Here is a 23,602-nt window from a genome sequence, read left to right as displayed (position 1 = left end):
TAAATTTGCTGGGTGGTGAAATGATGAAAAATTCAGGACTTGCTGCGGTATTATCTTTTTTAGTTCCAGGATTGGGCCAAGTTTATAATGGTCATATCGGAAAAGGTATTGCTTTCTTTATCGGTGCAGGAATTGCAGGCTTAACTGCTATAATTTTAATTGGCTTTATTTTAGCTCCTATTGTTTGGATTTGGGGAATTGTTGATGCATATAAATGTGCTGAAAGAATTAACTTAGCTCAAGCAAATGGAACAATGTAAAAATTACATAGAGGTAGGTTGAATTATTTCAAAACGTATTTAGACGAAACAGTCTGACTACGTTTTTTTTTCTTTTTCTAAAAGGTAATGATGATTAAGTAGGAGAACTAATAATAAATAAGCACATTTAAAAGGAGATGATTTGATGAGTAAAGTCATTCATTTTGAAATCCAAGTACCGAATCCGGAGAAAACGATGAAGTTTTACGAAGAAGTGTGTGATTGGCGCTTTGAAAAGTGGGACGGTCCGGAAGATTATTGGTTAGTATACACTGGCGAAGATGATTCTCCGGGTATTGATGGTGGACTTATGCGTTCCCCTGATGGTCAAGCTAGAACAACGAATACAATAGCTGTGGAAAATGTCGATGATTATATCAAAAAAGTGGAAGAGCATGGTGGAGTAGTCGTTGTACCGAAAATGCCAATTCCTTCAGTTGGCTATTTGGCGTATTGTAAAGATCCTGAAGGTCACCTATTTGGGATAATGCACCTAGATTCTGATGCAAAATAAAGTACTTTCTATTATGTATGTAATGCGAACGGCAATTTCATGCTGTTCGCTTTTTCAGTTGTTTTAGGTTTGAAAATTTACCTTTAACTCTTTGTAATTGAGTATATTGCCATTGCACAATTGGTCCTGTCAAAAAAACGAAGAAGAGAGTACCGATAAAGATCGGCCCACCAACAATTAACGCAGTAAGAAGCCCGGTTAACTCCAATAGCATCTTTGCCATAAATAATGGAATTTGAAAAGCTGCTGCGATCGTTACATAACATTGTGTTTTCGGACTGCTCCCTAAATTCGTTGTAATGGAAAGTGCTGCTCCAAAGCAAGCAATAATAATTCCTAGGAAAAATTGCAGCCATTTTAAAAAGTAACTATCGGTGAGTGGAGTAATGTTTAAGTATATGAAGAAATCAATGAAAGGTCCGAGACAAAGAATGCACAACAGAGTGCCAAAACGCGGTAATTTTTTATCGAGGAAAAAATTAATGGAAAGTAGCAAAAGTTGATAAATCGCTGTCCATGTCCCAACAGTATATACATAATTTGCTAAGCCGATATGGGCTGCTCCCCAAGGTTCTAAGCCAAGTTCGGATACTTGAATCGTCATCGTAATTCCAAAAGCGATACAAGCACAAGCAAAGATAAGAATGAGATACTTCACATAAGATCCCTCCATCCATGACGTAACATAATATCGTATTGCTGTTTTCATTATTTGTGAATGGGGGATGGAAATAAATAAAAAAGCAAAGGATTTAGCTCCCTTGCTTTCTCTCTTCTTGCATTTTTTTATAATATTGTCCTCGTTCAACGTATTCCGTTCGAACACGTTCCATTTCTTTATAGTCATTTTCATTTAACTCACGAACGACTTTTGCTGGTCTTCCTAGTGCTAATGTATTTGGCGGGATTTTTTTACCTGGAGGTACAAGGCTTCCTGCACCGATAAAAGCACCTTCACCAATTTCTGCGCCATCTAATATAATAGATCCCATTCCAATTAACGCATTTTTACGGACGATACTACTATGTAAAATAACTTGATGCCCAACAGTTACATCATCTTCAATAATTAATGTATTGTTCGGACTTTGGTGAAGCGTTGAATTATCTTGAATAGATACTCGGTCACCAATTATCGTTTTTGCAACATCACCACGAATGACAGTATTAAACCAAATGGAAGATTTCTCACCAATTGTTACATCGCCAGTAACGGTTGCATAGTCTGCGATAAAAGCACTTTTTGCTATTGTTGGCGTCACGCCATGATAAGGATAAATCATTTTCTTCCTCTCCTTTAATATGTTTTTCTATTTTGAGGAAACAATAGGTAAAGGTAATACCTTTAAGTTTAGCAAAAAGGGTTTTGAAAGAGAAGGGAGAAGTAGTCCATGTGGCATTGGGAGGCAAATAATGCAAAAGGCACAATTGTACTTGTCCACGGTGCAGCGGAGTATCACGGGCGCTATGGCTGGTTGATTGAAATGTTTCGAGCGGAAGGTTTCCATGTTCTTATGGACGATTTGCCTGGACAAGGCATTACTACTCGTAAGCGAGGGCATATCCAATCATTTGACCAATATATTGATAAAGTAGAAGAGTGGGTAAATGAGGCATTACAATATCAATTACCGATTTTTCTATTAGGGCATAGTATGGGCGGACTTATCATCATTCGAACGTTAATGGAGAAAACAATACCAGTTAAAGCTGTTATTTTATCTAGTCCATGTTTAGGGATTAAACATCACCCACCAATATTTATGAATGTATTATCTTGTGTGCTAAACAAGTGTGTTCCTTCCATGGCCTTCCACTCTCATTTAGATCCGCGAATGGCAACGAGAAATGAAAGACGAATTGAATTTGATTTTAACGATAGTTTATTGGTAGAAAAAGTTTCAGTTAGATGGTACCGTGAACTTGTACATGCAATGAAATTGGCTCATAAACGACCAGAGAAGTTTAAAGATGTTCCTTTACTTGTTCTCCAAGGTGGTAGTGATATGATTGTAGAAAAATTTGATGTGTATCGCTGGTTTAATGCCATAACTAATAAAGAAAAAACATATAAAGAATTCCCTAGATTGTTCCATGATATATTCCATGAACCAGAACGTGAAGAAGTGTTTACAACTGCGACAACGTTTATAAAGAGTCATTTGTGATTGAAGGAGGAGGGGAAAAATGAAGCTACCGAAGCGGTCATTACCTTTAATGATGCAAGTTTATAAAAAAGTACTTCCTGCTGTTTATGAAGAAATAAGAGACTGGGAGGATATGGCTAGTCGCATCCCTAATGAGGAATTACGAAAACAAGCATTAGCAAGTATTTGTACGAAAACTTTTCATTGTGAAGGCGGGGCAGTTTACGCCTTACTTGCAGGAGAAAAATTTAATAACAGCATTTCCTTCATCGTAGCTTATCAAACGATTAGTGATTACCTTGATAACTTGTGTGACCGTAGTACGTCACTTGATCCGACCGATTTTGCTACTTTGCATGAAGCGATGATAGATGCTCTTTCTCCTTATAAAAATGTAGCAAATAAAAATTATTACCGAGAAAGGGAAGACCAAGATGATGGTGGCTATTTAGTAGCTCTAGTGCAAACGTGTCAGTTAATTCTTAAAGAGATAGACGATTATGAAAAGATATCTGAGACAGTTTGTCTTTTTGCCACACATTACTCCAATTTACAAATACATAAGCATGTCAAAGTGGAAGAAAGAGTTCCTCGTCTTGAAAAATGGTTTTCCCAATACAAAAACGAATACCCTTATTTAAGGTGGTATGAATTCGGGGCAAGTTCTGGCTCAACGCTAGGGATTTTCTGCCTTGTTTCCTATGCCTTAAGTGCAAAGCGTGAGTTTGATGCGAAAAAGATTAAAGAAGCTTATTTCCCGTGGATACAAGGGCTACATATTCTGTTAGATTATTTCATCGATCAGGAGGAAGACCGAAAAGGTGGCGATCTAAATTTCTGCTTTTATTATGAAAATGAGGATGTAATGGAAGAAAGGCTAACATATATAGCTAAAGAAGCAAAAAGAAAGGCGCAAGAGTTACCTGATCACCATTTCCATGGCTTAGTTGCACGAGGACTAGTTGGTATGTACTTGGCCGATAGCAAAACAAAGCAAAGTAAACAAGTGCTAGCTCAGAAAAAGAGATTATTAAAAGCTGGAGGAACTGTATCATATTTCTTTTACTATAATGTCATGATTTATCGTAAGCTGAAAATTGGAAAATGAAATAAAAGTTAAATAAGGTTGGGACGAAAAAAACAAGTGTTTATTTAAAGGACGAACAGTGATATTGATCAATAGAAGTCGAAGGCACGAGACTCCTGCGGGAAAAGCAACAGCTGAAGACCCCGCAGGAAGTTCACTCTGTACTGGCTCCTCCTAATGTTGGTGAGGTGTCCAACAATAGGGGTGCAGTACACCTCCCGAGGAGGCTGAAGCGTTGCCCGCGGAAAGCGAGTGCCTGCAGCTGTCCCAACCTTTTGATACTATTAAAGAGATTTCCTCATTTCAATTTCACCGTCTATTTCCTTCACTGTGTGAAATCCTGCTTTTTCATAAACTCTAATTGCAGCTTTGTTTTTCTTCTCAACCATAAGCCTGACGAAGTCAAAATGGCTGTTATAGTGTTTTCTACCCAATTCTATTCCTTGGTTAACAAACTCAGTTCCAATTCCTGTTCCTACCAAACTTGGTTCAAGAGCTAGTCCGATTTCAAAATAGTTTTCATGAATAGTAAACTCAAAAATTCCTGCAAGATGGTTATCTAAAAATGCCACAAATCCATCACAGCCACCAGGGCCAATTAATCTCCCAGTTTCCTCAAAGGAAGTGTAGTAAGGATACATATAAAGGTCATCAATATCACCTTCATACTTCCATGCTTCTATTTGTTTTACAAAATCGATTGTTATTGGCTTAAATTGAAAATCCACTGCTAGTTCACACTCCAAATTTCACGTATAATAATCTACTTTTTCTCAAGTGCAACGATAAAAGGCGGATCATTTACTTGGTTAATAAATTGGTATTGTAAGACATTTGCTCGTTTTTGTTCGATCGTTTTTAAGTAGTCTAGTAAAGCATCTTTTTCTGTTTTTCCACCTTCATGCCCGTGGTACACAACTAAAATAATAAGGCCGCCAGTTGGCATATACTCTAGCAATTGTTGTACAGCGCGAATAGTTGTATCGGGTTTGGTGACAATGGATTTATCGCCTTTTGGCAAGTAGCCAAGGTTAAAAATAGCAGCCTTCACTTTTAGTAAGTGATCGTTGCTCAAGAGGTTTGGAAAGCGGTCGTGGCTCTCTTGAAAAAGTGTTACGCGAGCACTAACATTATTTTCAGTAAGAAGCTTTGTTGTATTTTCAATAGCCTCACTTTGAATGTCGAAGCCATAAACATGGCCTGTATTCCCAACAAGCTCTGTTAAAAAAAGCGTATCATTACCATTTCCGACAGTAGCGTCAATGACGATATCGCCTTCTGTAACAGCTTGTCTTAGTAATGTTTTTGTATACGGTAATATTCTTTCTAGCAACATTTATTGTTCAACCTTTTCTTTGTAAAATTTTCCTTGGTAACTATCTCGTCTTTTTAATTCTGCATCAATCCCATTTAATGCATCCCACTTATTCATACTCCACATTGGACCTATCATTAAGTTAGCCGGTCCATCACCTGTTAATCTGTGAATCGTCATAGACGGTGGAAGTACTTCCAGTTGATTGACTACTGTAGTTATATAGGATTCAAGACTCATAAACTCGACAAGTCCTTTTTCATATTGCTTAACCATCGGTGTTTTCTTTAATAAGTGCAGAAGATGAATTTTAATTCCTTGTACATCTAGTTTTGCAACTTCTTTGGCCGTTTCAACCATCATTTCTGGCGTTTCTAGTGGCAACCCATTAATAATGTGGGCACAGACGCGAATACCGTGTTTACGCAATTTAGCAACACCGTCTACATAACATTGATAATCATGTGCACGATTAATAAGTAAGGCCGTTCTTTCATGGATCGTTTGTAAGCCGAGCTCTACCCATAAGTAAGTTCGTTCGTTTAGTTCAGCTAAATATTCGACTACATCATCAGGCAAACAATCAGGACGAGTTGCAATCGATAATCCAACAACACCTTCTTGCTTCAAGATGACTTCGAATTTTTCACGAAGCTCTTCTACTGGTGCATATGTGTTGCTGTAAGCTTGAAAATAGCCGATATATTTACCATTTTTCCACTTTTTGTGCATTCGTCCTTTTATATCGTTAAATTGAGTAATTAAATCATCTTGGCGATCTCCGGCAAAATCCCCAGAGCCTCGTTCACTGCAAAAAGTACAGCCACCGTGTGCAACTTTTCCATCACGGTTAGGGCAATCAAAGCCAGCATCTAACGGAATTTTAAATACTTTTTCGCCAAAATGCTGGCGAAGCTCGTAGTTCCAAGTGTTATATCGTTTTCCTTCTGGAAATGTATATGGAATGGACATTATAATCCCTTCTTTCATGTAGCAAAATAATGTTAATAATAAAGAAAGACTAGTTGCATTTTACCATGATACTGCTATCTATCCAATAAAGTGTACCTTGCCATCGTTAGCTTAATAATTTTACATTGATTTTTTTCGGTAATCGAAATAAAATGATGAAGGAAATGAAAGTTTAGGAGGAAGTCTAGTGCCAAGATCTTTATGGCTTTTAATTATCGGGATGATAATAAATGTTACAGGTGCCTCGTTTTTATGGCCACTTAACACAATATATATTCATCTTCATTTAGGGAAATCATTATCACTAGCTGGTATGGTTTTAATGCTTAATGCTGCAGCTGGGATAGCTGGTAATCTCATCGGTGGCTTATTATTTGACCGGTTTGGTGGTTATAAATCTATTTTAATTGGCCTTTCCATCACGATGACATCCGCCTTTTTACTAGTACCATTTCATAGTTGGACGCCATATGTCGTTTTAATGATTGTACTAGGTTTTGGGGCTGGAATTATGTTTCCTTCCATCTATGCAATGGCAGGTAGTGTTTGGCCAGAAGGTGGTAGAAAAGCATTTAACGCAATTTATGTTGCACAAAATCTAGGGGTTGCTGTTGGTGCAGCGCTTGGTGGTTTAGTTGCGGATTATAAATTTGAATATATTTTCATCGCAAACGGATTTATGTATTTCATGTTCTTTTTACTTGTTTTATTTACATATCGTCCGCTTGCTAAAAAAGCGGCAGATAATGCTCAAGGAACTACTAGTATTCTTGAACAAAAGTTTGTGATTAAAAATCGCACAAAATTAACCGCTTTATTAACTTTATGTGTTGCTTATTTATTGGCTTGGCTTGCCTATTGTCAGTGGCAGGCAACAATTTCGGCTCATACACAAACGTTAGGAATAAGCTTGAAGCAATATAGTTTATTATGGACGATTAACGGGGCGCTTATCGTATTAGGGCAACCATTTGCATCAATGCTCGTTAAGCGTGCAAAATCATTAAAATCGCAAATAACTTTAGGGTTAGTAATCTTCATCTTCTCATTTATTATATTAATTTTTGCAGAACAATTTAGTATTTTTGTCATTGCGATGATTGTTCTTACGATTGGTGAAATGCTAGTTTGGCCAGCTGTGCCAACAATTGCAAACAGCCTTGCGCCAAAAGGGCGAGAAGGTTTTTACCAAGGAATTGTCAATAGTACAGCAACAGGTGGCCGGATGATTGGTCCTTTGTTTGGCGGAATTATTGTTGACTTGTATGGCATTCAAATGCTCTTTTATTTATTGATTGGCCTTTTCTTTATCGCGATCTTTGCTACACTGACGTATGATTTGAAATTAAAGCGGGAAAATGAACAAGTTTCTGTTTAAAAGTAAATTTTTTTGCAAATAATTGGTCTATAGCCTTGACACTTTGGAAAAACATTCATACAATACAAATTAACTTATAAAATTATAAAGCTTTGAAAAGGACTAGTAATGAGGAAAAAGGTTTAGAGAGTTGACGGTAGGTGCGAGTCAATCCTGTGATCTTCATGAACTCACCTTTGAGCTGTAAGTGTGAACATAGTTAACTGCTATGCTAGCGCTTACCGTACTCCGCGTTAAGGATTGTTAAAGTGAGTGGTTACACTAATTTGGGTGGTACCGCGGGAAGTTTGAACTTATGATCTCAACCTCTCGTCCCTAGCATTAAGGCTAGGGATGGGAGGTTTTTTATTTTATCCAAAATTGGAAAAACAAGGAGGAATTAACAATGTCATTTGACCACAAAGCGATTGAAAAAAAGTGGCAAACATATTGGGAAGAAAGAAAAACGTTTAAAACAACAGAAGATGAGGGTAAAGATAACTATTACGCATTAGATATGTTTCCTTATCCATCAGGTGCAGGACTTCACGTAGGTCACCCGGAAGGATATACGGCAACTGATATTTTATCTCGTATGAAGCGTATGCAAGGGTACAATGTCCTACACCCAATTGGTTGGGATGCATTTGGATTACCTGCTGAGCAATATGCACTAGACACAGGAAATGACCCTGCGGAATTTACTGAGCAAAACATCAACACATTCCGCCGCCAAATTAAAGAATTAGGTTTTTCATATGATTGGGATCGTGAAGTAAATACAACAGACCCTAATTACTATAAATGGACGCAATGGATTTTCACAAAATTATATGAACAAGGCTTAGCATATATTGATGAAGTTGCAGTTAACTGGTGCCCAGCACTTGGTACTGTGTTAGCAAACGAAGAAGTAATTGATGGGAAGAGTGAGCGTGGCGGTCACCCTGTCGAACGCCGTCCAATGAAACAATGGATGCTAAAAATTACTGCTTATGCAGATCGTTTAGTTGATGATTTAGATGAAGTAGATTGGCCTGAAAATATTAAAGATATGCAACGTAACTGGATTGGTCGTTCTGAAGGAGCGGAAGTGAAATTTAAAGTTGACGGATCAAGTGAAACATTTACTGTTTTCACAACTCGTCCGGACACGTTATTTGGTGCAACGTACTGTGTATTAGCTCCAGAGCATGCGTTAGTTGAAACAATCGTTACTGCTGAGCAAAAAGATGCTGTTGAAGCTTATATTGACGAAGTAAAACATAAGAGTGACCTTGAGCGTACAGAGTTAGCAAAAGAAAAAACAGGTGTATTCACAGGAGCATATGCTGTTAACCCTGTAAATGGTGAAAAACTACCAATTTGGATTGCAGACTATGTGTTAGTAAGCTATGGCTTTGGTGCAATTATGGCAGTTCCTGCTCACGATGAGCGTGACTATGAGTTTGCGAAGAAATTCGAGCTACCAATTGTTGAAGTAGTTGCAGGTGGTAATGTTGAAAATGAAGCTTACACTGGTGAAGGTGAGCATGTAAACTCTGACTTCCTTAACGGACTTGGGAAAGAAGAAGCAATCTCAAAAATGATTGCATGGCTTGAAGAGAATAATAGTGGAACAAAGAAAGTTAACTATCGCTTACGTGACTGGTTATTTAGTCGTCAACGTTATTGGGGCGAGCCTATTCCGATGATTCATTGGGAAGATGGAACGATTTCTCCTGTTAAGGTTGAAGAGCTTCCACTGACACTTCCAAAAACAAAGGAAATTAAGCCTTCTGGAACTGGTGAATCACCATTAGCTAACATTGAAGATTGGGTAAATGTTGTTTGCCCTGAAACTGGGAAAAAAGGTCGTCGTGAAACGAACACAATGCCTCAGTGGGCAGGTAGTTCGTGGTACTACTTACGATACATTGATCCACATAATGAAGAAATGCTTGCAGATCCAGCTAAGCTTGAAAAGTGGCTTCCTGTAGATATGTATATTGGCGGGCAAGAACATGCTGTACTTCATTTACTTTACGCTCGTTTCTGGCATAAAGTGTTATACGATATCGGTGTAGTGCCTACAAAAGAACCATTCCAACGTTTATATAACCAAGGGATGATTTTAGGTGAAAATAACGAAAAAATGAGTAAATCAAAAGGGAACGTTGTTAACCCTGATGATATCGTTGCAAGTCATGGTGCGGATACGCTACGTCTTTATGAAATGTTCATGGGTCCACTTGATGCATCAATCGCTTGGTCAGAAAATGGCTTAGACGGTTCACGTCGTTTCTTAGATCGTGTCTGGCGTTTATTTGTAGGTGAAAATGGTGAATTAAGTGAAAAGGTCCAAACTGGTGCTTCAACGGAATCACTTGAACGCACATATCACCAAACAGTGAAAAAAGTGACCGAAGACTTCACTGAACTTCGCTTTAATGTTGGTATCTCACAACTAATGGTATTCATTAATGAAGCATATAAAGCAGATAGTCTACCGAAAGAGTATGTAGAAGGATTTGTAAAACTACTTTCTCCAGTTGCACCTCATCTAAGTGAAGAACTTTGGGAGAAATTAGGATATTCAACAACACTTTCATACGAAGCTTGGCCAACATTTGATGAAACAAAACTTGTTGAAAGTGAAGTAGAAATCGTTGTCCAACTTAATGGTAAAGTTCGCGCTAAACTTAGCGTGCCAGTAGATGCATCAAAGGAGCAATTAGAAAAAATTGCGCTTGAGGATGTTAAAGTGAAGGAACAAATTGAAGGGAAAACAGTCCGAAAAGTGATTGCTGTCCCTGGAAAGTTAGTAAATATCGTTGCAAATTAATAATATAAGTAAAAAAGAGTAGCTTTTTTTAAGCTACTCTTTTATTTGCCAAAATTACGTGTTAATTTCAATTGCATCTAAGCGGTTAGCATCAACTACTACTAAGTCACCATCCGCTTGTACGAATGTTGCAATACGAGTGCTAGGGTCAAAGCTCGCAAAATTACGAACTGGCTCAGAAGAACCTTGCATAAAGATTTCGTTTACTGCAGTTCCTGGGTTTAAGTTTGCTAAAATACGCATGATTGCAGAATTATTGTTTGACATGTTCTTACCTCCAATCCTACATAAAGATCGTCGCAATCATAAATAAAGTTTTTTATTTATCAGAGCGACTATGTTGTATTCTATGCTTAGAAATATTGTAGGACAGGGTAAATTAATTAGTTCTATTAAAAATAGATATATAACTAGTAAAAATATATATTATGTGTTAAGTTCTACTCCATCTATACGATTAGCATCAACGACTAGTAAATCACCGTCTTGTTGTACAAAAGTCGCTAAACGAGTTCTTGCATCATAACTTGCAAAGTGAGCTACTTGTTCTGAACTTCCTTGCATGAAAATTTCATTGACTTTTGTTCCTGGGTTTAACGTTGATAAAAGTTGACACATTGCAGATGTTTTATGCTCCACCTTCAAACCCCCTCTAATCAATTTGATCGTTGTTCCAATTATCGAAATACAATATTCTCGGAACTATAAACTATTTTATGGTTGATATGCTTGTATAGGTGAAAAGTATAGCAATGATAATTAAAAAATGGGGGATTTAACTATAGGAAAGTACCTATTACTAGTTGGAAATAACTGCTGTAAGCAATCCTCTTGACTATAAAATATAGCCGTTGTATAAATAGTATCAGTATTAATTTTTGCAAACGAAAGGGGAGAGTGTTTTGTTTGCAGTATTAGCAGGTCTTTTATTTATAGTTTTAATATATTTCATCCGTAATTTTGTGGTGCCATATGCTTATTTAAAGCCAATTGAAAAAACTTCAGTCAATAGTAATGACTATTGCACGATTGATATAAGGGACTACTCAGAAGTTCATCGAACACCGATTGATGATGCGGTTAATATTCCACTTTCTATTTTACATCGTAGTGTTAATAGTGAAGAATGTGATAAAAATATCGTAGTTGTATCGGATGGAACAAAAGGTGCACTTATGGCAGCTAGAATAATAAAAAAAGCAAAGAAAAAGCCAGTGTATTACTATACGGTTTAAGCATCATAAAAGGCATCGGAATTTTCCGATGCCTTTACTTTATTTTTCAGCTGCGTTTATTCCTGCTAGTCGACCAGTAACTAACGCAGAAGTGATATTGTAGCCCCCAGTGTATCCATGAATATCCAAAATTTCTCCACAGAAAAATAATCGGTCCATGATTTTCGATTGCATCGTTTTTGGATTAACTTCTTTCACGGAAACTCCGCCTCCAGTAACGAATGCTTTTTCAATAGAGAGTGTACCATTTACTTTGAAAGAGAATCCTTTTAAAAGTGCTGCAAACGTACGAAGTTGTTCGTTAGATGTATTGGCATAAGTTTGCTGTAAGTCTAGATCTGCTTTTTCCAGTAAGAATAATAGGTAACGCTCAGGTACAAGTCCTTTATATAAATTTTTAATTGCTTTTTTTGGCTCTTCTTTACCTAATTTATTTAACTTTTGGAATACGCTTTCTATGGAATCATCCGGCATGCTGTCGATTTGCATTTCAACTTCTTTTAAGGAAAACTTTTTCATTGTTTTAATAACGAATTGACTGCAACGAAGAGCCATCGGTCCTGAGATGCCGAAATGAGTAAAGAGCATATCTCCTTTATGAACGATTACATCTTTTCCTTTTGGGTTTACAACTTTTAAATCAATGTCACGCAGAGCAAGCCCTTGTAGTTGCTTTTCTCTAATGAAGCGTTCGTTTGAAGTAATCGGAACTTCCGTAGGAAATAACTCTGTAATCGTATGTCCAGCTTTTTCCGCCCAAGCATAGCCATCACCTGTAGAACCAGTATGTGGTACTGATTTTCCACCAACTGCGACAATAACAGCATTACTATTAATTGTTTCGCCAGAAGTGAGTGTAATGCCACATGTTTTATCATTTTCATACAACACTTCTTTAACAGGAGTGTTTGTCTTAATCGTTACATTAAACTTCTTTAATTGATTAAGAAGAGCATCAACGACTGACTGGGCTTTATCAGTAGTGGGGAACATTCTTCCATTATCTTCTTCTTTTAATTTAATACCTAACTTCTCAAAGAATCTAATAATATCTTCATTACTAAAAATAGAAAACGCGCTATATAAAAACCGCCCATTTCCGGGAATATGTTTTATTATTTCTTCAACAGGAAGCCTGTTCGTAACATTGCAACGTCCGCCACCAGAAATCGCTAATTTTCTTCCGAGTTTATTTCCTTTATCAACAAGTAGAACAGTTGCACCCTTTTCGCTAGCCGCAGCTGCTGCCATTAAACCAGATGGACCGCCACCAATTACAATTACATCATAAAACAATGTGTTTCACCCTTTAATTCATTCTTTTTTCATAACCATACCATTGTAAAATAAAAAAAGAAACTTGCAACACTATCCATTGAGTATAGGCACAAAAAGGAATACAATGAAGATTGGATATCCAAACGATTGGAGAGTTAAACTTGCAGCAATACATACCTAGTATAAAAGAAGGTTTTATACCCGAAGATGGTGGCTGGACAACTAGTGGCCAAGGAAATACAATGCTATTGTCTATTCCTCAGTTAAAAGCAAAGATCAACCAAAAATTGGACAAATATTCTTACGCTTGGCTTTATGATAAAAAGCAAGATGCATATATTTTTTGTTTTCAATTAGATGGCAAGGAAGAGTATGCAATTTTATTTCAAGCGGAATATGCAGGGAAACTGTTATTGGAACAAGAAGCGTACGAACGATTTACTGTAGCTATAACAGATTTACCATTTGGGCATTTAACAGAACAGTCCAATTACTTAATAATAAATGAAGTTGAAATTACAAGGCAGCCGATAGCTGGTTGGTAATAGTGTCTTATATAAGGAAGTGAATCGCCATTGAGTAAATTATTACGTGGAACATTAATTTTATCAGCAGCAATTTTTATTTCGAAATTTCTAGGAATGATCTATGTATTTCCGTTTTATGAGTTAGTTGGAACTCAAGGCGGAGTTCTATTCAGTTATGCATACGTTCCATACACGATCATGTTAAGTTTGTCGACTCTAGGAATACCACTAGCGGTTTCTAAGTTTGTCGCTAAATATAATGCTTTGGAAGATTATGAAACTGGGCGTCGCTTGTTTAATAGTGGGATATTAGTAATGACTGGCGCGGGTATTATTTCATTTATATTATTAAATATTTTAGCTCCATTTATTGCCCCTTTAATCGTAGACGAAAATGCTACATCAGGTAATACCATTTCAGACGTCGTTTACGTTATTCGAATGGTAAGTTTTGCATTAATTATCGTTCCTGTTATGAGTTTAATAAGAGGGTACTTTCAAGGGCATCAATCAATGGAACCGACAGCAGTTTCACAAGTTGTTGAACAAATCATTCGTATTATCGTAATTTTAGGAGGAAGCTATTTAATCATTCGGGTGTACAATGGAGAGATTTCTACTGCAATTGGGATTTCAACATTTGGAGCATTTGTCGGTGCAATTGCAAGTATGGGAGTCCTTTTCATATTTTGGTTGAAAAAAAGAAAGTTTTTTAAAGAACAATATGAGACCGCAAAACAATCCGAAAAAGTGTCTCTAAGTAAAATTTATAAAGAATTATTATCATATGCTTGGCCATTTGTATTTTTTAGCATTGCCATTCCTTTATATCAATTGATTGATACCGTTACATATAATCGAACATTAATCGCTGGTGGATATCCTCAGGAAGTTGCTGAACAAGCTCAGTCAGTTATCAATTTTTATGGTCATAAACTAGTTATGATCCCTTTTTCACTAACGGTTGCTCTTGCTTTATCTTTAATTCCTGCGATTACTAAATCTTTTACATTAGAAGATAGTAAATTAGTAAATCGGCAAATAGCACAATCAATGCAAATTATCTTGCTATTAATCTTACCTATTTCAGCTGGTATGTCTGTGATGGCTTACGAAGTGTATGGGTTGTTCTACGGAACGGCTGATATGGAAATGGGAGGGGCATTGCTAATGGTCTATGCCCCAGTTGCAGTAATATTTGGTTTATTTACAGTTACAGCTTCGATATTACAAGGCATTAACCAACAGAAACTGTCAGTTTTTAGTATATTAACTGGTTTTGCGATAAAAGCTAGTCTTAATGTTCCTTTATTATCTTTGTTTAATGAATATGGATCAATTTACGCAACAGCATTAGGATTTACGGTAACGATTGTGTTAAACGTTTATATTATTAAAAAACATACATCCTTTTCTTTCGGACCATTAGGAAAACAGGCGTTAACGATTATTAGTGTAACAATAGCGATGATTTTACCAGCTTACTTAATTAGACTTGGAATGTATGAAATCGTTGGAAGAACTAGAATCGATATGTTGTATATTTTGTTAGCTTCAACAGTAGTGGCTGGTTTCATTTATGTATTTTTAGGTTACCGATTTCAATTATTCCAACAGTTACTCGGACATAAAATAAGATTTTTAAGAAAAACAAAAAAAGAAGGGTAATCCTTCTTTTTTTGATAAGCTATTAATAGTTACCGTATCCGCCACCAAGACCTAATTGTCTTTCCACTCGCTCTAAACGACGATTTAAACGATTTAAACGACGAGTATGGCGCTCAAGTTTACGTTCAATTTGATCTAAACGACGATCATAACCGCCACCTGTTCCACCGCCTAATCCAGGAAACGGGAATTGCCATTGGTATGGAAAACCTTGTTGTCTATAATCCATGAAATACACTCCTTTTCTTGGTTATTACGATATTAGTCTATGCTTATTGGGATAACGTGAAATGGACAAGAGCCTAAATATGAGAAAATTTCTGAGGTGTTGTAATGCGAATTGATAAGTTACTAGCAAATAGAGGGTACGGTAGTAGGAAGGAAGTAAAAAGCCTTTTGAAAACCGGTGCAGTAAAGGTAAATGATAAAACGATTAAAGATGGTAAGCTACATATCAATATAGAGGAAGATGTTGTCACTGTTTACGGTGAAGAGGTTCATTATCAGGAGTTTATCTATCTTATGATGAACAAACCTCCTGGAGTTATTTCTGCAACAGAGGATAACATGCACGAAACGGTTGTTGATTTGTTAGAGCAAGAAGATAGGCTGTATGAGCCATTTCCTGTCGGCAGACTTGATATTGATACTGTAGGATTACTACTAATAACAAACGATGGTAAATTGTCGCATCAACTTCTTTCTCCCAAAAAGCATGTCCCTAAAACGTATTTTGCTAAAGTAGACGGAGAAGTAACGAATGAAGACGTTAAACAATTTGCTCAAGGAGTAACCCTTGATGATGGGTATGAAACAAAACCTGGAGAACTTATCATATTAAAAAGTGGAAGTACGTCAGAGATTGAACTAACTATCTCTGAAGGAAAATTTCATCAAGTAAAAAGAATGTTTAAAGCTGTTGGCAAGCAAGTTACTTTCTTACAAAGAATAAGCATGGGAAGTTTAGTCTTAGATGAAACACTTGAACTTGGAGAATACCGTGAGTTAACGGAAGAAGAACTGGAAAAGTTAAAAAGCAACGACTAAAAAATCCATGGCATTTGCCATGGATTTTTATCTTGTGATTTATTTTATTATGAAGTCTTTTTTACTTTTTTTGTAGTAGTTGTCCATGTTCCTCTGGCAGGACTTTCAACGAGGCCATTATAGGAGAGTATATGTAAATCCCGTTGGACCGTGCGTTGAGTCGTTCCAAACTCCTCAACCAGTTCTTTTGTCGTCACTGTACCTTTCCGATGAATGTAAAAGTACATGGCTTTAATACGCGTCATCATTCTGTTTGATGAAGGTTTCAAAAAACCACTCCTTTAATCATTTTCGGCAATTTGGTCATTGCTTTCCATCCTTTTTTTTGAAAGCAAAAATCGGAACGAATGGATGGAGTGGAAAAGGATGTAAGTCTCTCTAAGTGATGTCAGCATTCCCTGCCCCTGTATATTGCGCAAGCTTTCTTACACAAAACATTCGCTATTTGCCTTATATACTGTAAAGATTGCTGCATCCTCCTTTCCTATATTTGTATTTTATAATAATTCTGACTACTTATCAAATGCTTATTGTAATATTTGCGAAATTATGACCATTATGCGATGATACTTTTACAAAAAGAGTGTAGAGGTGATGGTTATGACAGCAATAAATTGGAATGAAGAAGTATTAAAAAGAAAAGAAATTTTCATTAAAGATATTCAACAATTTTTGCAAATTAAAAGTGTAATGGATGAAGATGGGGCAAAGGAAGGCGCACCTTTTGGCGAAGGAATTCAAAAAGCACTTGAACATATGCTTGAAAAAGGAAATTCAGATGGCTTTTCGACTAAAAATGTCGATGGCTATGCCGGCCATATTGAATTTGGACAAGGAGAAGATTTATTAGGCATTCTTTGTCATGTTGACGTTGTCCCAGAGGGAGATGGATGGACAAGTGATCCTTATTCCGCTGAGATTCGTGATGGGAAAATATATGCCCGTGGAGCAATTGATGATAAAGGACCGACAATAGCCGCTTATTATGCAATGAAAATTGTGAAAGAGTTGGGTCTGCCTTTATCAAAAAGAGTACGAATGATTTTAGGAACGGATGAAGAAAGTAATTGGCGTTGTGTCGATTATTACTTCGAAAGAGAAGAAATGCCGACAATCGGTTTTGCGCCGGATGCAGATTTTCCAATTATTAATGCAGAAAAAGGTATCTGTGATTACTACCTTGTACATAAGTTAGAGGACACTGAAGCGGGACCAGATGGCAAGTTACTTAGCTTTGATTCTGGACGTCGTTTAAATATGGTTCCTGATTTCGCCAAAGCACAAGTTAAATCGAATAACACTAGCCTACAAGAACAGTTTCAGGCATATATTACTGAAAAGAATGTGACTGGAAAGAGCTACTATGAAGAAGAAAGTGTTCATTTTGAGTTAAAAGGTATCTCGGCACATGGCATGGAACCGAACAATGGGAAAAATGCTGGGTTAATATTAGCAGAGTTTTTAGCAACATTAGACTTAGACAAAAATGGAGAAGACTACATAGCGTTCTTAAACAAATATCTAGTAGGTGACTCACGCGGAGTAGCTTTTGGCGTAGCAGTTTCCGACGACATTAGTGGGCCGTTAACAATGAATGTTGGTGTCATGTCTTACAATAAAGATATTGCGAAAATTGGCATTAACATGCGTTCACCAGTTACACATGATGTCGAAACAACTATCACGACAATGAAAAAACATGCAAAAGATAATGGCTATACATTTGAGATTGTCTCGGAAATGAAGCCACATTACGTGGAAGAAAGCCATTCCCTTGTTCAAACATTGCAACGAGTGTATGAAGAGCAAACTAGTGAAAAAGCAAACTTAATCGCTATAGGCGGAGGAACGTATGCAAGGTCTTTAAAAGCAGGTGTTGCATTTGGTCCAATGTTCCCAGGCAGTGAAGATGTTGCCCATCAAAAAGATGAATATGTCATTATTGAAGATCTTTTGAAAGCAACTGCCATTTATGCACAAGCGATCTATGAATTAGCAAAATAAAAAATGTACGCACCGCCTCCAGCGGTGCGTTTTCTGTACTAAAGTAAAGAAGAAGGAAGTGAAGCATGAAGATCGAACATATTTGTGAAACGTTACGTAAGGAAAACGTTATCCAATCAAAAAATATCCATTTCAAAAAGCTAAATGGTGGTTCTTCAAGTGAAGTATACCTTGTTGATAATACATATGTTGTTAAGTTAAATAAGAAGGAAGTTATTGAAGAGGAAGTAAACTTTTTACAAAAGTATCAAGGAGTAAAGATGTTACCGAAATTGATTTATACCAATTTGGCAGAAGCATATCTTGTATATGAATTTAAGAAGGGGGACACTTGTTACCCTAGAAAAAATAAACAATTATTACTTGAGGATCTGGTGAATAATTTTATAAACAAATATGAAATGGTTTCTAGTAATCAAACATGGGGTTGGTCATCAAGTCCTACGGATTCTTGGCATCGTTTTTTGTTAGATAGAGTAATAGACGCTAAAGAAATGTTGAAAGACAAATTGTTAGATAATGATTTTTCAATAATTTTGACATTGATTAATAAAAAGGAAAAAGAAAACAATGACGCTTATTATATACATGGAGATTGTGGTGTACATAATTTTATTTTTCATAATAATAAACTAAGCGCTGTCATTGACCCTACTCCAGTTTATGGTGAACCAATTTATGACCTAATTTATGCTTTTTGTTCTAGTCCTGATGATTTAACGAAGGAAACGATTGAAGCGGCAAGTAGTCATTTAATAAAAGGAAATAAAAGTGGAAGAGACTTATATGAAGATGTCACGATTGGTTTATTTCTGCGATTAGCTACTTGCTTAAGGCATCATCCTGCAGATTTTGAAGATTATATGAAATCTTGGAAATACTGGCGGGAAATCGTTGCTAAATAAAACGAATGATTCCATAAATGATCTATAAGATAGAAAGAAGTTTAGATTGGAGAAGGAGTACCTTAAATCATGATACAATTTAAAAAGATTGATAAAAGAAATTATCCAAATGGTAAAAAAATCATTTATGAGTACACTTCGGATAAATACTATAATGTTATCTTTAAAGAAGTGGAAAACGGCTGGAGAATTGAATTTTTATTAAAATATTTCGACAATCCATTTCATAAGTATCTAGAATGGAATCTATTCGACGATTACCATGATCATATAGAATGTTACATAGCCAAATTTGATGGAGAAGAAATAGGAGTCGTAAGTGTAAGTCATGAAAAGTGGAATAATGTATTGAGAATAAATGATATTCATGTTCAGCAATCCCACCAGAAAAAAGGTATTGGAAGTAAGCTAATAACTTTCGTAAAAACGCGGGCGACTGAATTAGGTGTAAGAGCGCTAGTGGTAGAAACTCAAACATCAAACTATCCAGCTATCGATTTTTACAGAAAGCATGACTTTAACCTTATTGGATGTGACTTTTTAAGTTACTCAAATAATGATATTGAAAAAAAAGAAGTAAGAATAGAGATGGGGCTTAATTTATAGAAATAATATTTTTGTCATTGTGTCAATAAGACTATAAGATATTTATAGGTATTAGAAAATAATGGAATTTATAAAAGGGGAACGCCTTTCTTTGTTGAATTTATAGTATTAGAGAGAAAGGAGTGATGTGGAGTTTATGAAGAATTTATATGTAAAAGGGTTTTTCATATTTTTTATTCTATCTATCTGCTTAAGTTTTTTTAGAGTCTACCAATTAGGCCATAATGCTGAGCCTTACAATTTATTTCATATTTTGCCAGCGCTAATGTTTAATGAAATTTTTGATGGAATATTTCCTTTTTACCCGGATGTAATAAACTTTATTCCAATTGCCTTGACTGATGGAGTTTTAGGAGCCTTAACAGTATTATTAATAAAACTTTTTCCTGCAAATATTAGAAATAAAAAAGAGTACTTTTATTTAGTATTATTAATCAGCTTTATTTGCACGCAATGGATTATCTTTAATTATGTACCGATTTTCCAATCATAACGGGTTTTTCATGAAGAACTAAGGAGCAGAAGGGAAAAACCTTCTGCTTTTTCTTTTTTAAATACCCCACTCATGTAGTTCCAGTTTTCGAACACCTTTTTCTACATATGGATCTTGCTCGGCTAACTGCTGTGCTTCATCCAAAGTGTCCGCGATATAAATGACCATACCACCCGAACCATCAACAAAAGGCCCTTTTTTAAAGAGTTTCCCTTGTGATTCCAGTTTTTCTAAATAAGATAAGTGGTCTTGGCGATAAGTTTGATTAAGCTCAGGCTTTTCCATATGTAAAATTGCTGCAAAGTATGCCATTCTTTTCTTTCTCCTTTATAAAAAATAGTACTATCTCAATTATTAAACTATAAAAGAAAATAAAAAGACAGCCTAGTGACTGTCTTTTTGCTGTTTATTCGTTTATCTCATTCGTTGTGTTCCAGTTTTTACGCCGTTAACGATTGCTTCCGCTTTTCTAATTTGATCCAGCTTCAGCAATCAACGTCTAGAAAACTTCACACTTCTCATTTGCGATAAGTTAACATCAACTTGTTCCACTCGTTGTGTTTCCTTTAACTCATTCGAAGTGTTCCAATTTTTACGCCGTTAAACGATTGCTTCAGCTTTTCTAATTTGATCCAGCTTCAGCAATCAACGTCTAGAAAACTTCACACTTCTCATTTGCGATAAGTTAACATCAACTCGTTCCACTCGTTGTGTTTCCTTTATCTCATTCGAAGTGTTCCAGTTTTTACGCCGTTAAACGATTGCTTCAGCTTTTCATTCGTCAAAGCGGAATAGGTCACTAGACAAGTAACGCTCACCAGTATCACACGTCATGGCAACGACAATTTGATCGGACTTTAAACGTTTTGCGACTTGCAATGCTGCATAAACAGCTGCTCCTGATGAAGGGCCGACTAAAATTCCTTCTTCAGCTGCAAGTCTTCTCGTTATATCATAAGCATCTTCATCTTCAATTTTGAAAATCTCATCATATACGTTCGTATTTAAGATTTGTGGAACAAATCCAGGACTTGTGCCAACTAATTTATGTTTTCCAGGTTTCCCACCCGATAAAACTGGCGATCCAGCAGGCTCAACAACATGTACTGTTAAATTTGGATAATGTTCTTTAAGTGTTTCTCCAGTCCCTGTAATCGTACCTCCAGTTCCTGCAGTAGCTACGAATGCGGCAGGTTCTTTGCCAATTTGCTTCATTCCTTCGACAATTTCAAGAGCTGTTGTTTTTCTATGCGCATCAGGGTTTGCACTATTTTCAAATTGCATTGGCATATAGCTATTATCTATTTCCTTTGTTAACTCGATTGCCTTGTTAATAGCACCAGGCATTTTTTCGTCACCAGGTGTAAGAACTACTTTTGCTCCATATGCTTTTAATAAGTTGATTCTTTCTTGTGTCATAGTGTCTGGCATAACTAAAATCGCCTTATAACCTCTCGCAGCAGCATTCATAGCAAGGCCAATTCCGGTATTTCCAGAGGTAGGTTCAATAATTGTAGCACCTTTTTTTAGATGGCCAGCTTTTTCAGCTTCGACAATCATGTTATAAGCGGCACGATCTTTTACGCTTCCGCTTGGGTTAAACGCCTCTAATTTCACATAAACCGTTGCACCATTTTCTGGAGCAACTCTATTTAATTTTACAAGCGGTGTATCACCAATTAAATCTGCAATATTATTAACAATTCGCATGTTTAAAACATCCTTCCATTGATAAATAAGTTATTAATTCCAATTCTTTAGGTCGGGATTAAATTAATTCTAGCAAATGAGCAAACTAATAAGCAAATAGTATGCAATTTAATGATAAAATAAAGAAAATAGGTGATTAAATGAACAGACATTATTTTATAGCAATACCAATTCCACAGGAAATTAAAGAACAAATTAATGAATGTAGACTAACCAATGCAGAACACCTTTTCTTTAAAAAATGGGTGCACTTTGAGGATTATCACATTACATTAGTTTTCCTAGGACACGCGAACGAATTTCAGCTAAAGAAAATAAATGAAGAAATGGCTGGAGTGCATAAACAATTTTCACCATTTCACCTTACTATTTCCCATTTTGGTACTTTTGGAAATGAACAGAAGCCTCGTGTTTTTTGGGCAGGGATAAATGAAAGTAAACTGCTAATGGAATTACAAAAGAGCATTTATGATCGTTGTACAAATGTTGGTTTTTCCTTAGAAACACGGCCGTATTCTCCACATCTCACACTAGCTAGAAAGTGGAATGGAATAGACGAATATAATCAGAGTAATTTTCAGCTTAAAGAAGAAGTGACTTTTGAAGTGAACTCATTCTCTTTATTTGAAACTCATATGGAAAGATCACCAAAATACAAAACGCTATATAACTGGACGTTTAATTTATAATAAGAAGAGGTCAATAATATGAAAAAACATGTCTTTATTGTAAATCCTAACTCTGCTAGCGGCAAAGGAAAACGAACTTGGATGAAAGTAGAGCGATACTTGATCTCAAATAATATTCCCTATTCAATTTATTTTACTTCTCGGGAGGGAGAAGCAACTGAGATTGTAAAACAGATTGTTGCTGATAAAATGCACGATGAAATCAAATCATTAATCATCATTGGCGGCGATGGAACTGTGCAAGAAGCTATCAGCGGACTTCCTAATAAAGAAGTACCATTTACGTTTGGTGTAATTGCTGGTGGAACTGGAAATGATTTTGTTCGTTCAATTGGCCAGGACAAACATCCTATCAAAGCATTAAAAAGAATAGAAAAAATGAAAAACGTAACTGGAATTGATGTAGGGTTTTACCAATTACAAAATAGTGAAGCGCAAGGAAGGTTTGTTAATGCGCTCGGTGCAGGGTTTGATGCTGAAGTTGGTAAAAAGGCAAATAACTCCAAAATAAAATCATGGCTCAATACATTTGGCTTAGGTTCTTTATCATATGTTATTGCATTAATATCTTTAATTATTACGTATAAACGAACGAATCTAACAATAAATGTCGATGGGAAGAATCATGATTTTTCTAATGTCTGGTTCATTACGGTAGCTAATGGTCCATTTTATGGTGGTGGAATGAAGATTTCACCCAATTCGTCAAATCAAGATGGCGCCCTTGATGTTATTATAGTTCACAATTTATCAAGGCTAAAATTATTAACATTGTTTGGGCTTGTATTTATTGGTAAACATTTACAGATGAAAGAAGTAGCAACGTTCAAAGGAAAAGAGATATATTTAGAAAGTGAAGAGAAAATACTCATCCATGCTGATGGAGAAACAGTAGGTTACACCCCTGCTAATATATCAATAATACATAAGTCGTTAAAAATAAGCATTTAAACAAAAAAGGGGA

General features: G+C 36.1%; 28 protein-coding genes and 1 other annotated feature. Of the genes, 16 read left to right on the top strand and 12 right to left on the bottom strand.

The features are described 5' to 3' along the window. Positions 1-20 precede the first annotated feature (20 nt). Entirely contained in the window at positions 21-260 is a 240-nt protein-coding gene (locus tag CIB95_RS13540; protein ID WP_094926032.1) for a DUF5683 domain-containing protein, read from the top strand. A 145-nt stretch (positions 261-405) separates the two neighbouring features. Continuing rightward, positions 406-774 carry a VOC family protein gene (locus tag CIB95_RS13535; RefSeq protein WP_094926031.1) on the top strand — a complete coding sequence of 123 codons (369 nt, stop codon included), beginning with the start codon at positions 406-408 and terminating at the stop codon, positions 772-774. A 37-nt stretch (positions 775-811) separates the two neighbouring features. Here the strand turns inward: CIB95_RS13535 and CIB95_RS13530 are convergent, their stop codons facing one another. Next, entirely contained in the window at positions 812-1,432 is a 621-nt protein-coding gene (locus tag CIB95_RS13530; protein ID WP_094926029.1) for a YczE/YyaS/YitT family protein, read from the bottom strand. Between the two features lie 94 nt (positions 1,433-1,526). Continuing rightward, positions 1,527-2,057 carry a gamma carbonic anhydrase gene (locus CIB95_RS13525; protein WP_094926028.1) on the bottom strand — a complete coding sequence of 177 codons (531 nt, stop codon included), beginning with the start codon at positions 2,055-2,057 and terminating at the stop codon, positions 1,527-1,529. 108 nt (positions 2,058-2,165) lie between these two features. Between CIB95_RS13525 and CIB95_RS13520 the strand changes: the two genes are divergently transcribed. Next, positions 2,166-2,942 carry an alpha/beta hydrolase gene (locus CIB95_RS13520; protein ID WP_094926026.1) on the top strand — a complete coding sequence of 259 codons (777 nt, stop codon included), beginning with the start codon at positions 2,166-2,168 and terminating at the stop codon, positions 2,940-2,942. A 19-nt stretch (positions 2,943-2,961) separates the two neighbouring features. Then, complete coding sequence (locus CIB95_RS13515) at positions 2,962-4,029, top strand: tetraprenyl-beta-curcumene synthase family protein (RefSeq protein WP_094926025.1); 1,068 nt, start codon at positions 2,962-2,964, stop codon at positions 4,027-4,029. Positions 4,030-4,292: 263 nt separating this feature from the next. On the opposite strand, the gene CIB95_RS13510 is transcribed toward CIB95_RS13515, so the two are convergent. Genes CIB95_RS13510 through CIB95_RS13500 form a run of 3 tightly spaced genes read right to left on the bottom strand, consistent with a single transcriptional unit; the run spans position 4,293 to position 6,295 of the window. Continuing rightward, complete coding sequence (locus CIB95_RS13510; RefSeq protein WP_094926023.1) at positions 4,293-4,736, bottom strand: GNAT family N-acetyltransferase; 444 nt, start codon at positions 4,734-4,736, stop codon at positions 4,293-4,295. A gap of 35 nt (positions 4,737-4,771) precedes the next feature. After that, on the bottom strand, positions 4,772-5,344 hold the full coding sequence (locus tag CIB95_RS13505) for a tRNA (mnm(5)s(2)U34)-methyltransferase (RefSeq protein WP_094926021.1): 573 nt from the start codon (positions 5,342-5,344) through the stop codon (positions 4,772-4,774). After that, positions 5,345-6,295 carry a TIGR01212 family radical SAM protein gene (locus CIB95_RS13500; RefSeq protein WP_094926019.1) on the bottom strand — a complete coding sequence of 317 codons (951 nt, stop codon included), beginning with the start codon at positions 6,293-6,295 and terminating at the stop codon, positions 5,345-5,347. 187 nt (positions 6,296-6,482) lie between these two features. Between CIB95_RS13500 and CIB95_RS13495 the strand changes: the two genes are divergently transcribed. Then, entirely contained in the window at positions 6,483-7,673 is a 1,191-nt protein-coding gene (locus CIB95_RS13495) for an MDR family MFS transporter (protein WP_094926017.1), read from the top strand. A gap of 83 nt (positions 7,674-7,756) precedes the next feature. Further along, positions 7,757-7,993 (top strand) — a binding site (T-box leader). A 65-nt stretch (positions 7,994-8,058) separates the two neighbouring features. Further along, positions 8,059-10,476 carry a leucine--tRNA ligase gene (leuS, locus tag CIB95_RS13490; protein WP_094926015.1) on the top strand — a complete coding sequence of 806 codons (2,418 nt, stop codon included), beginning with the start codon at positions 8,059-8,061 and terminating at the stop codon, positions 10,474-10,476. Between the two features lie 54 nt (positions 10,477-10,530). On the opposite strand, the gene CIB95_RS13485 is transcribed toward leuS, so the two are convergent. Together CIB95_RS13485 and CIB95_RS13480 are read right to left on the bottom strand one after the other, a co-directional pair. Further along, entirely contained in the window at positions 10,531-10,743 is a 213-nt protein-coding gene (locus CIB95_RS13485; RefSeq protein WP_094926014.1) for a hypothetical protein, read from the bottom strand. Positions 10,744-10,902: 159 nt separating this feature from the next. Beyond that, positions 10,903-11,115, bottom strand: a complete 213-nt coding sequence (locus CIB95_RS13480) for a hypothetical protein (RefSeq protein WP_094926012.1) — start codon at positions 11,113-11,115, stop codon at positions 10,903-10,905. A 263-nt stretch (positions 11,116-11,378) separates the two neighbouring features. Between CIB95_RS13480 and CIB95_RS13475 the strand changes: the two genes are divergently transcribed. Then, positions 11,379-11,711 carry a rhodanese-like domain-containing protein gene (locus CIB95_RS13475; RefSeq protein ID WP_094926011.1) on the top strand — a complete coding sequence of 111 codons (333 nt, stop codon included), beginning with the start codon at positions 11,379-11,381 and terminating at the stop codon, positions 11,709-11,711. Between the two features lie 39 nt (positions 11,712-11,750). Here CIB95_RS13475 and CIB95_RS13470 read toward each other — a convergent pair whose 3' ends face one another. Continuing rightward, positions 11,751-13,007, bottom strand: coding sequence for a BaiN/RdsA family NAD(P)/FAD-dependent oxidoreductase (locus tag CIB95_RS13470; protein WP_094926009.1), 1,257 nt, complete (start codon positions 13,005-13,007; stop codon positions 11,751-11,753). A 143-nt stretch (positions 13,008-13,150) separates the two neighbouring features. Here CIB95_RS13470 and CIB95_RS13465 point away from each other — a divergent pair, with 143 nt between their 5' ends. Then, positions 13,151-13,534, top strand: coding sequence for a hypothetical protein (locus CIB95_RS13465; protein WP_142296515.1), 384 nt, complete (start codon positions 13,151-13,153; stop codon positions 13,532-13,534). Positions 13,535-13,564: 30 nt separating this feature from the next. Further along, entirely contained in the window at positions 13,565-15,184 is a 1,620-nt protein-coding gene (locus tag CIB95_RS13460; RefSeq protein WP_094926005.1) for a putative polysaccharide biosynthesis protein, read from the top strand. A gap of 22 nt (positions 15,185-15,206) precedes the next feature. On the opposite strand, the gene CIB95_RS13455 is transcribed toward CIB95_RS13460, so the two are convergent. After that, positions 15,207-15,413 carry a hypothetical protein gene (locus CIB95_RS13455; protein ID WP_094926003.1) on the bottom strand — a complete coding sequence of 69 codons (207 nt, stop codon included), beginning with the start codon at positions 15,411-15,413 and terminating at the stop codon, positions 15,207-15,209. 104 nt (positions 15,414-15,517) lie between these two features. Here CIB95_RS13455 and CIB95_RS13450 point away from each other — a divergent pair, with 104 nt between their 5' ends. Next, on the top strand, positions 15,518-16,231 hold the full coding sequence (locus CIB95_RS13450; protein ID WP_094926001.1) for a pseudouridine synthase: 714 nt from the start codon (positions 15,518-15,520) through the stop codon (positions 16,229-16,231). A 47-nt stretch (positions 16,232-16,278) separates the two neighbouring features. Here the strand turns inward: CIB95_RS13450 and CIB95_RS13445 are convergent, their stop codons facing one another. Continuing rightward, complete coding sequence (locus CIB95_RS13445) at positions 16,279-16,500, bottom strand: DeoR family transcriptional regulator (protein WP_094925999.1); 222 nt, start codon at positions 16,498-16,500, stop codon at positions 16,279-16,281. A gap of 331 nt (positions 16,501-16,831) precedes the next feature. Here CIB95_RS13445 and pepV point away from each other — a divergent pair, with 331 nt between their 5' ends. The 4 genes from pepV to CIB95_RS13425 all read left to right on the top strand — a co-directional run bounded on the left by pepV (position 16,832) and on the right by CIB95_RS13425 (position 20,239). Further along, complete coding sequence (gene pepV, locus CIB95_RS13440) at positions 16,832-18,235, top strand: dipeptidase PepV (RefSeq protein ID WP_094925997.1); 1,404 nt, start codon at positions 16,832-16,834, stop codon at positions 18,233-18,235. Positions 18,236-18,300: 65 nt separating this feature from the next. Then, positions 18,301-19,140 (top strand): aminoglycoside phosphotransferase family protein, encoded by an 840-nt coding sequence (locus CIB95_RS13435; RefSeq protein ID WP_094925995.1) that lies wholly within the window; start codon positions 18,301-18,303, stop codon positions 19,138-19,140. Positions 19,141-19,209: 69 nt separating this feature from the next. Further along, on the top strand, positions 19,210-19,746 hold the full coding sequence (locus CIB95_RS13430) for a GNAT family N-acetyltransferase (RefSeq protein WP_094925993.1): 537 nt from the start codon (positions 19,210-19,212) through the stop codon (positions 19,744-19,746). A 136-nt stretch (positions 19,747-19,882) separates the two neighbouring features. Continuing rightward, the gene (locus CIB95_RS13425) at positions 19,883-20,239 is read left to right on the top strand and encodes a hypothetical protein (protein WP_094925992.1); all 357 of its coding nucleotides are present in this window, start codon (positions 19,883-19,885) and stop codon (positions 20,237-20,239) included. A gap of 57 nt (positions 20,240-20,296) precedes the next feature. Here the strand turns inward: CIB95_RS13425 and CIB95_RS13420 are convergent, their stop codons facing one another. Continuing rightward, on the bottom strand, positions 20,297-20,551 hold the full coding sequence (locus CIB95_RS13420; protein ID WP_094925990.1) for a YciI family protein: 255 nt from the start codon (positions 20,549-20,551) through the stop codon (positions 20,297-20,299). 462 nt (positions 20,552-21,013) lie between these two features. Beyond that, positions 21,014-21,949 (bottom strand): cysteine synthase A, encoded by a 936-nt coding sequence (cysK, locus tag CIB95_RS13415; RefSeq protein ID WP_094925988.1) that lies wholly within the window; start codon positions 21,947-21,949, stop codon positions 21,014-21,016. Positions 21,950-22,089: 140 nt separating this feature from the next. Here cysK and thpR point away from each other — a divergent pair, with 140 nt between their 5' ends. After that, a complete protein-coding gene (gene thpR, locus CIB95_RS13410; protein ID WP_094925987.1) occupies positions 22,090-22,638 on the top strand; it encodes an RNA 2',3'-cyclic phosphodiesterase in 549 nt (182 codons plus the stop codon). 18 nt (positions 22,639-22,656) lie between these two features. After that, the gene (locus CIB95_RS13405) at positions 22,657-23,589 is read left to right on the top strand and encodes a diacylglycerol/lipid kinase family protein (RefSeq protein ID WP_094925985.1); all 933 of its coding nucleotides are present in this window, start codon (positions 22,657-22,659) and stop codon (positions 23,587-23,589) included. The last annotated feature ends 13 nt before the right edge of the window (positions 23,590-23,602 follow it).

Origin of the sequence: Lottiidibacillus patelloidae, assembly GCF_002262935.1 — a bacterium.
Taxonomy (GTDB): Bacteria; Bacillota; Bacilli; order Bacillales; family SA5d-4; genus Lottiidibacillus; species Lottiidibacillus patelloidae.
Note: the sequence above shows the minus strand (reverse complement) of the source record. Positions and strands in the feature narration are given on the sequence as shown.

Bases quoted from the DNA above. Each gene is read 5' to 3' on its own strand.
- CIB95_RS13540 (WP_094926032.1), top strand. From the start codon at position 21: ATGATGAAAAATTCAGGACTTGCTGCGGTATTATCTTTTTTAGTTCCA.
- CIB95_RS13535 (WP_094926031.1), top strand. From the start codon at position 406: ATGAGTAAAGTCATTCATTTTGAAATCCAAGTACCGAATCCGGAGAAA.
- CIB95_RS13525 (WP_094926028.1), bottom strand. From the start codon at position 2,057: ATGATTTATCCTTATCATGGCGTGACGCCAACAATAGCAAAAAGTGCT.
- CIB95_RS13520 (WP_094926026.1), top strand. From the start codon at position 2,166: ATGTGGCATTGGGAGGCAAATAATGCAAAAGGCACAATTGTACTTGTC.
- CIB95_RS13515 (WP_094926025.1), top strand. From the start codon at position 2,962: ATGAAGCTACCGAAGCGGTCATTACCTTTAATGATGCAAGTTTATAAA.
- CIB95_RS13505 (WP_094926021.1), bottom strand. From the start codon at position 5,344: ATGTTGCTAGAAAGAATATTACCGTATACAAAAACATTACTAAGACAA.
- CIB95_RS13500 (WP_094926019.1), bottom strand. From the start codon at position 6,295: ATGTCCATTCCATATACATTTCCAGAAGGAAAACGATATAACACTTGG.
- leuS (WP_094926015.1), top strand. From the start codon at position 8,059: ATGTCATTTGACCACAAAGCGATTGAAAAAAAGTGGCAAACATATTGG.
- CIB95_RS13485 (WP_094926014.1), bottom strand. From the start codon at position 10,743: ATGTCAAACAATAATTCTGCAATCATGCGTATTTTAGCAAACTTAAAC.
- CIB95_RS13455 (WP_094926003.1), bottom strand. From the start codon at position 15,413: ATGGATTATAGACAACAAGGTTTTCCATACCAATGGCAATTCCCGTTT.
- CIB95_RS13450 (WP_094926001.1), top strand. From the start codon at position 15,518: ATGCGAATTGATAAGTTACTAGCAAATAGAGGGTACGGTAGTAGGAAG.
- pepV (WP_094925997.1), top strand. From the start codon at position 16,832: ATGACAGCAATAAATTGGAATGAAGAAGTATTAAAAAGAAAAGAAATT.
- CIB95_RS13435 (WP_094925995.1), top strand. From the start codon at position 18,301: ATGAAGATCGAACATATTTGTGAAACGTTACGTAAGGAAAACGTTATC.
- CIB95_RS13430 (WP_094925993.1), top strand. From the start codon at position 19,210: ATGATACAATTTAAAAAGATTGATAAAAGAAATTATCCAAATGGTAAA.
- CIB95_RS13425 (WP_094925992.1), top strand. From the start codon at position 19,883: ATGAAGAATTTATATGTAAAAGGGTTTTTCATATTTTTTATTCTATCT.
- CIB95_RS13420 (WP_094925990.1), bottom strand. From the start codon at position 20,551: ATGGCATACTTTGCAGCAATTTTACATATGGAAAAGCCTGAGCTTAAT.
- cysK (WP_094925988.1), bottom strand. From the start codon at position 21,949: ATGCGAATTGTTAATAATATTGCAGATTTAATTGGTGATACACCGCTT.
- thpR (WP_094925987.1), top strand. From the start codon at position 22,090: ATGAACAGACATTATTTTATAGCAATACCAATTCCACAGGAAATTAAA.
- CIB95_RS13405 (WP_094925985.1), top strand. From the start codon at position 22,657: ATGAAAAAACATGTCTTTATTGTAAATCCTAACTCTGCTAGCGGCAAA.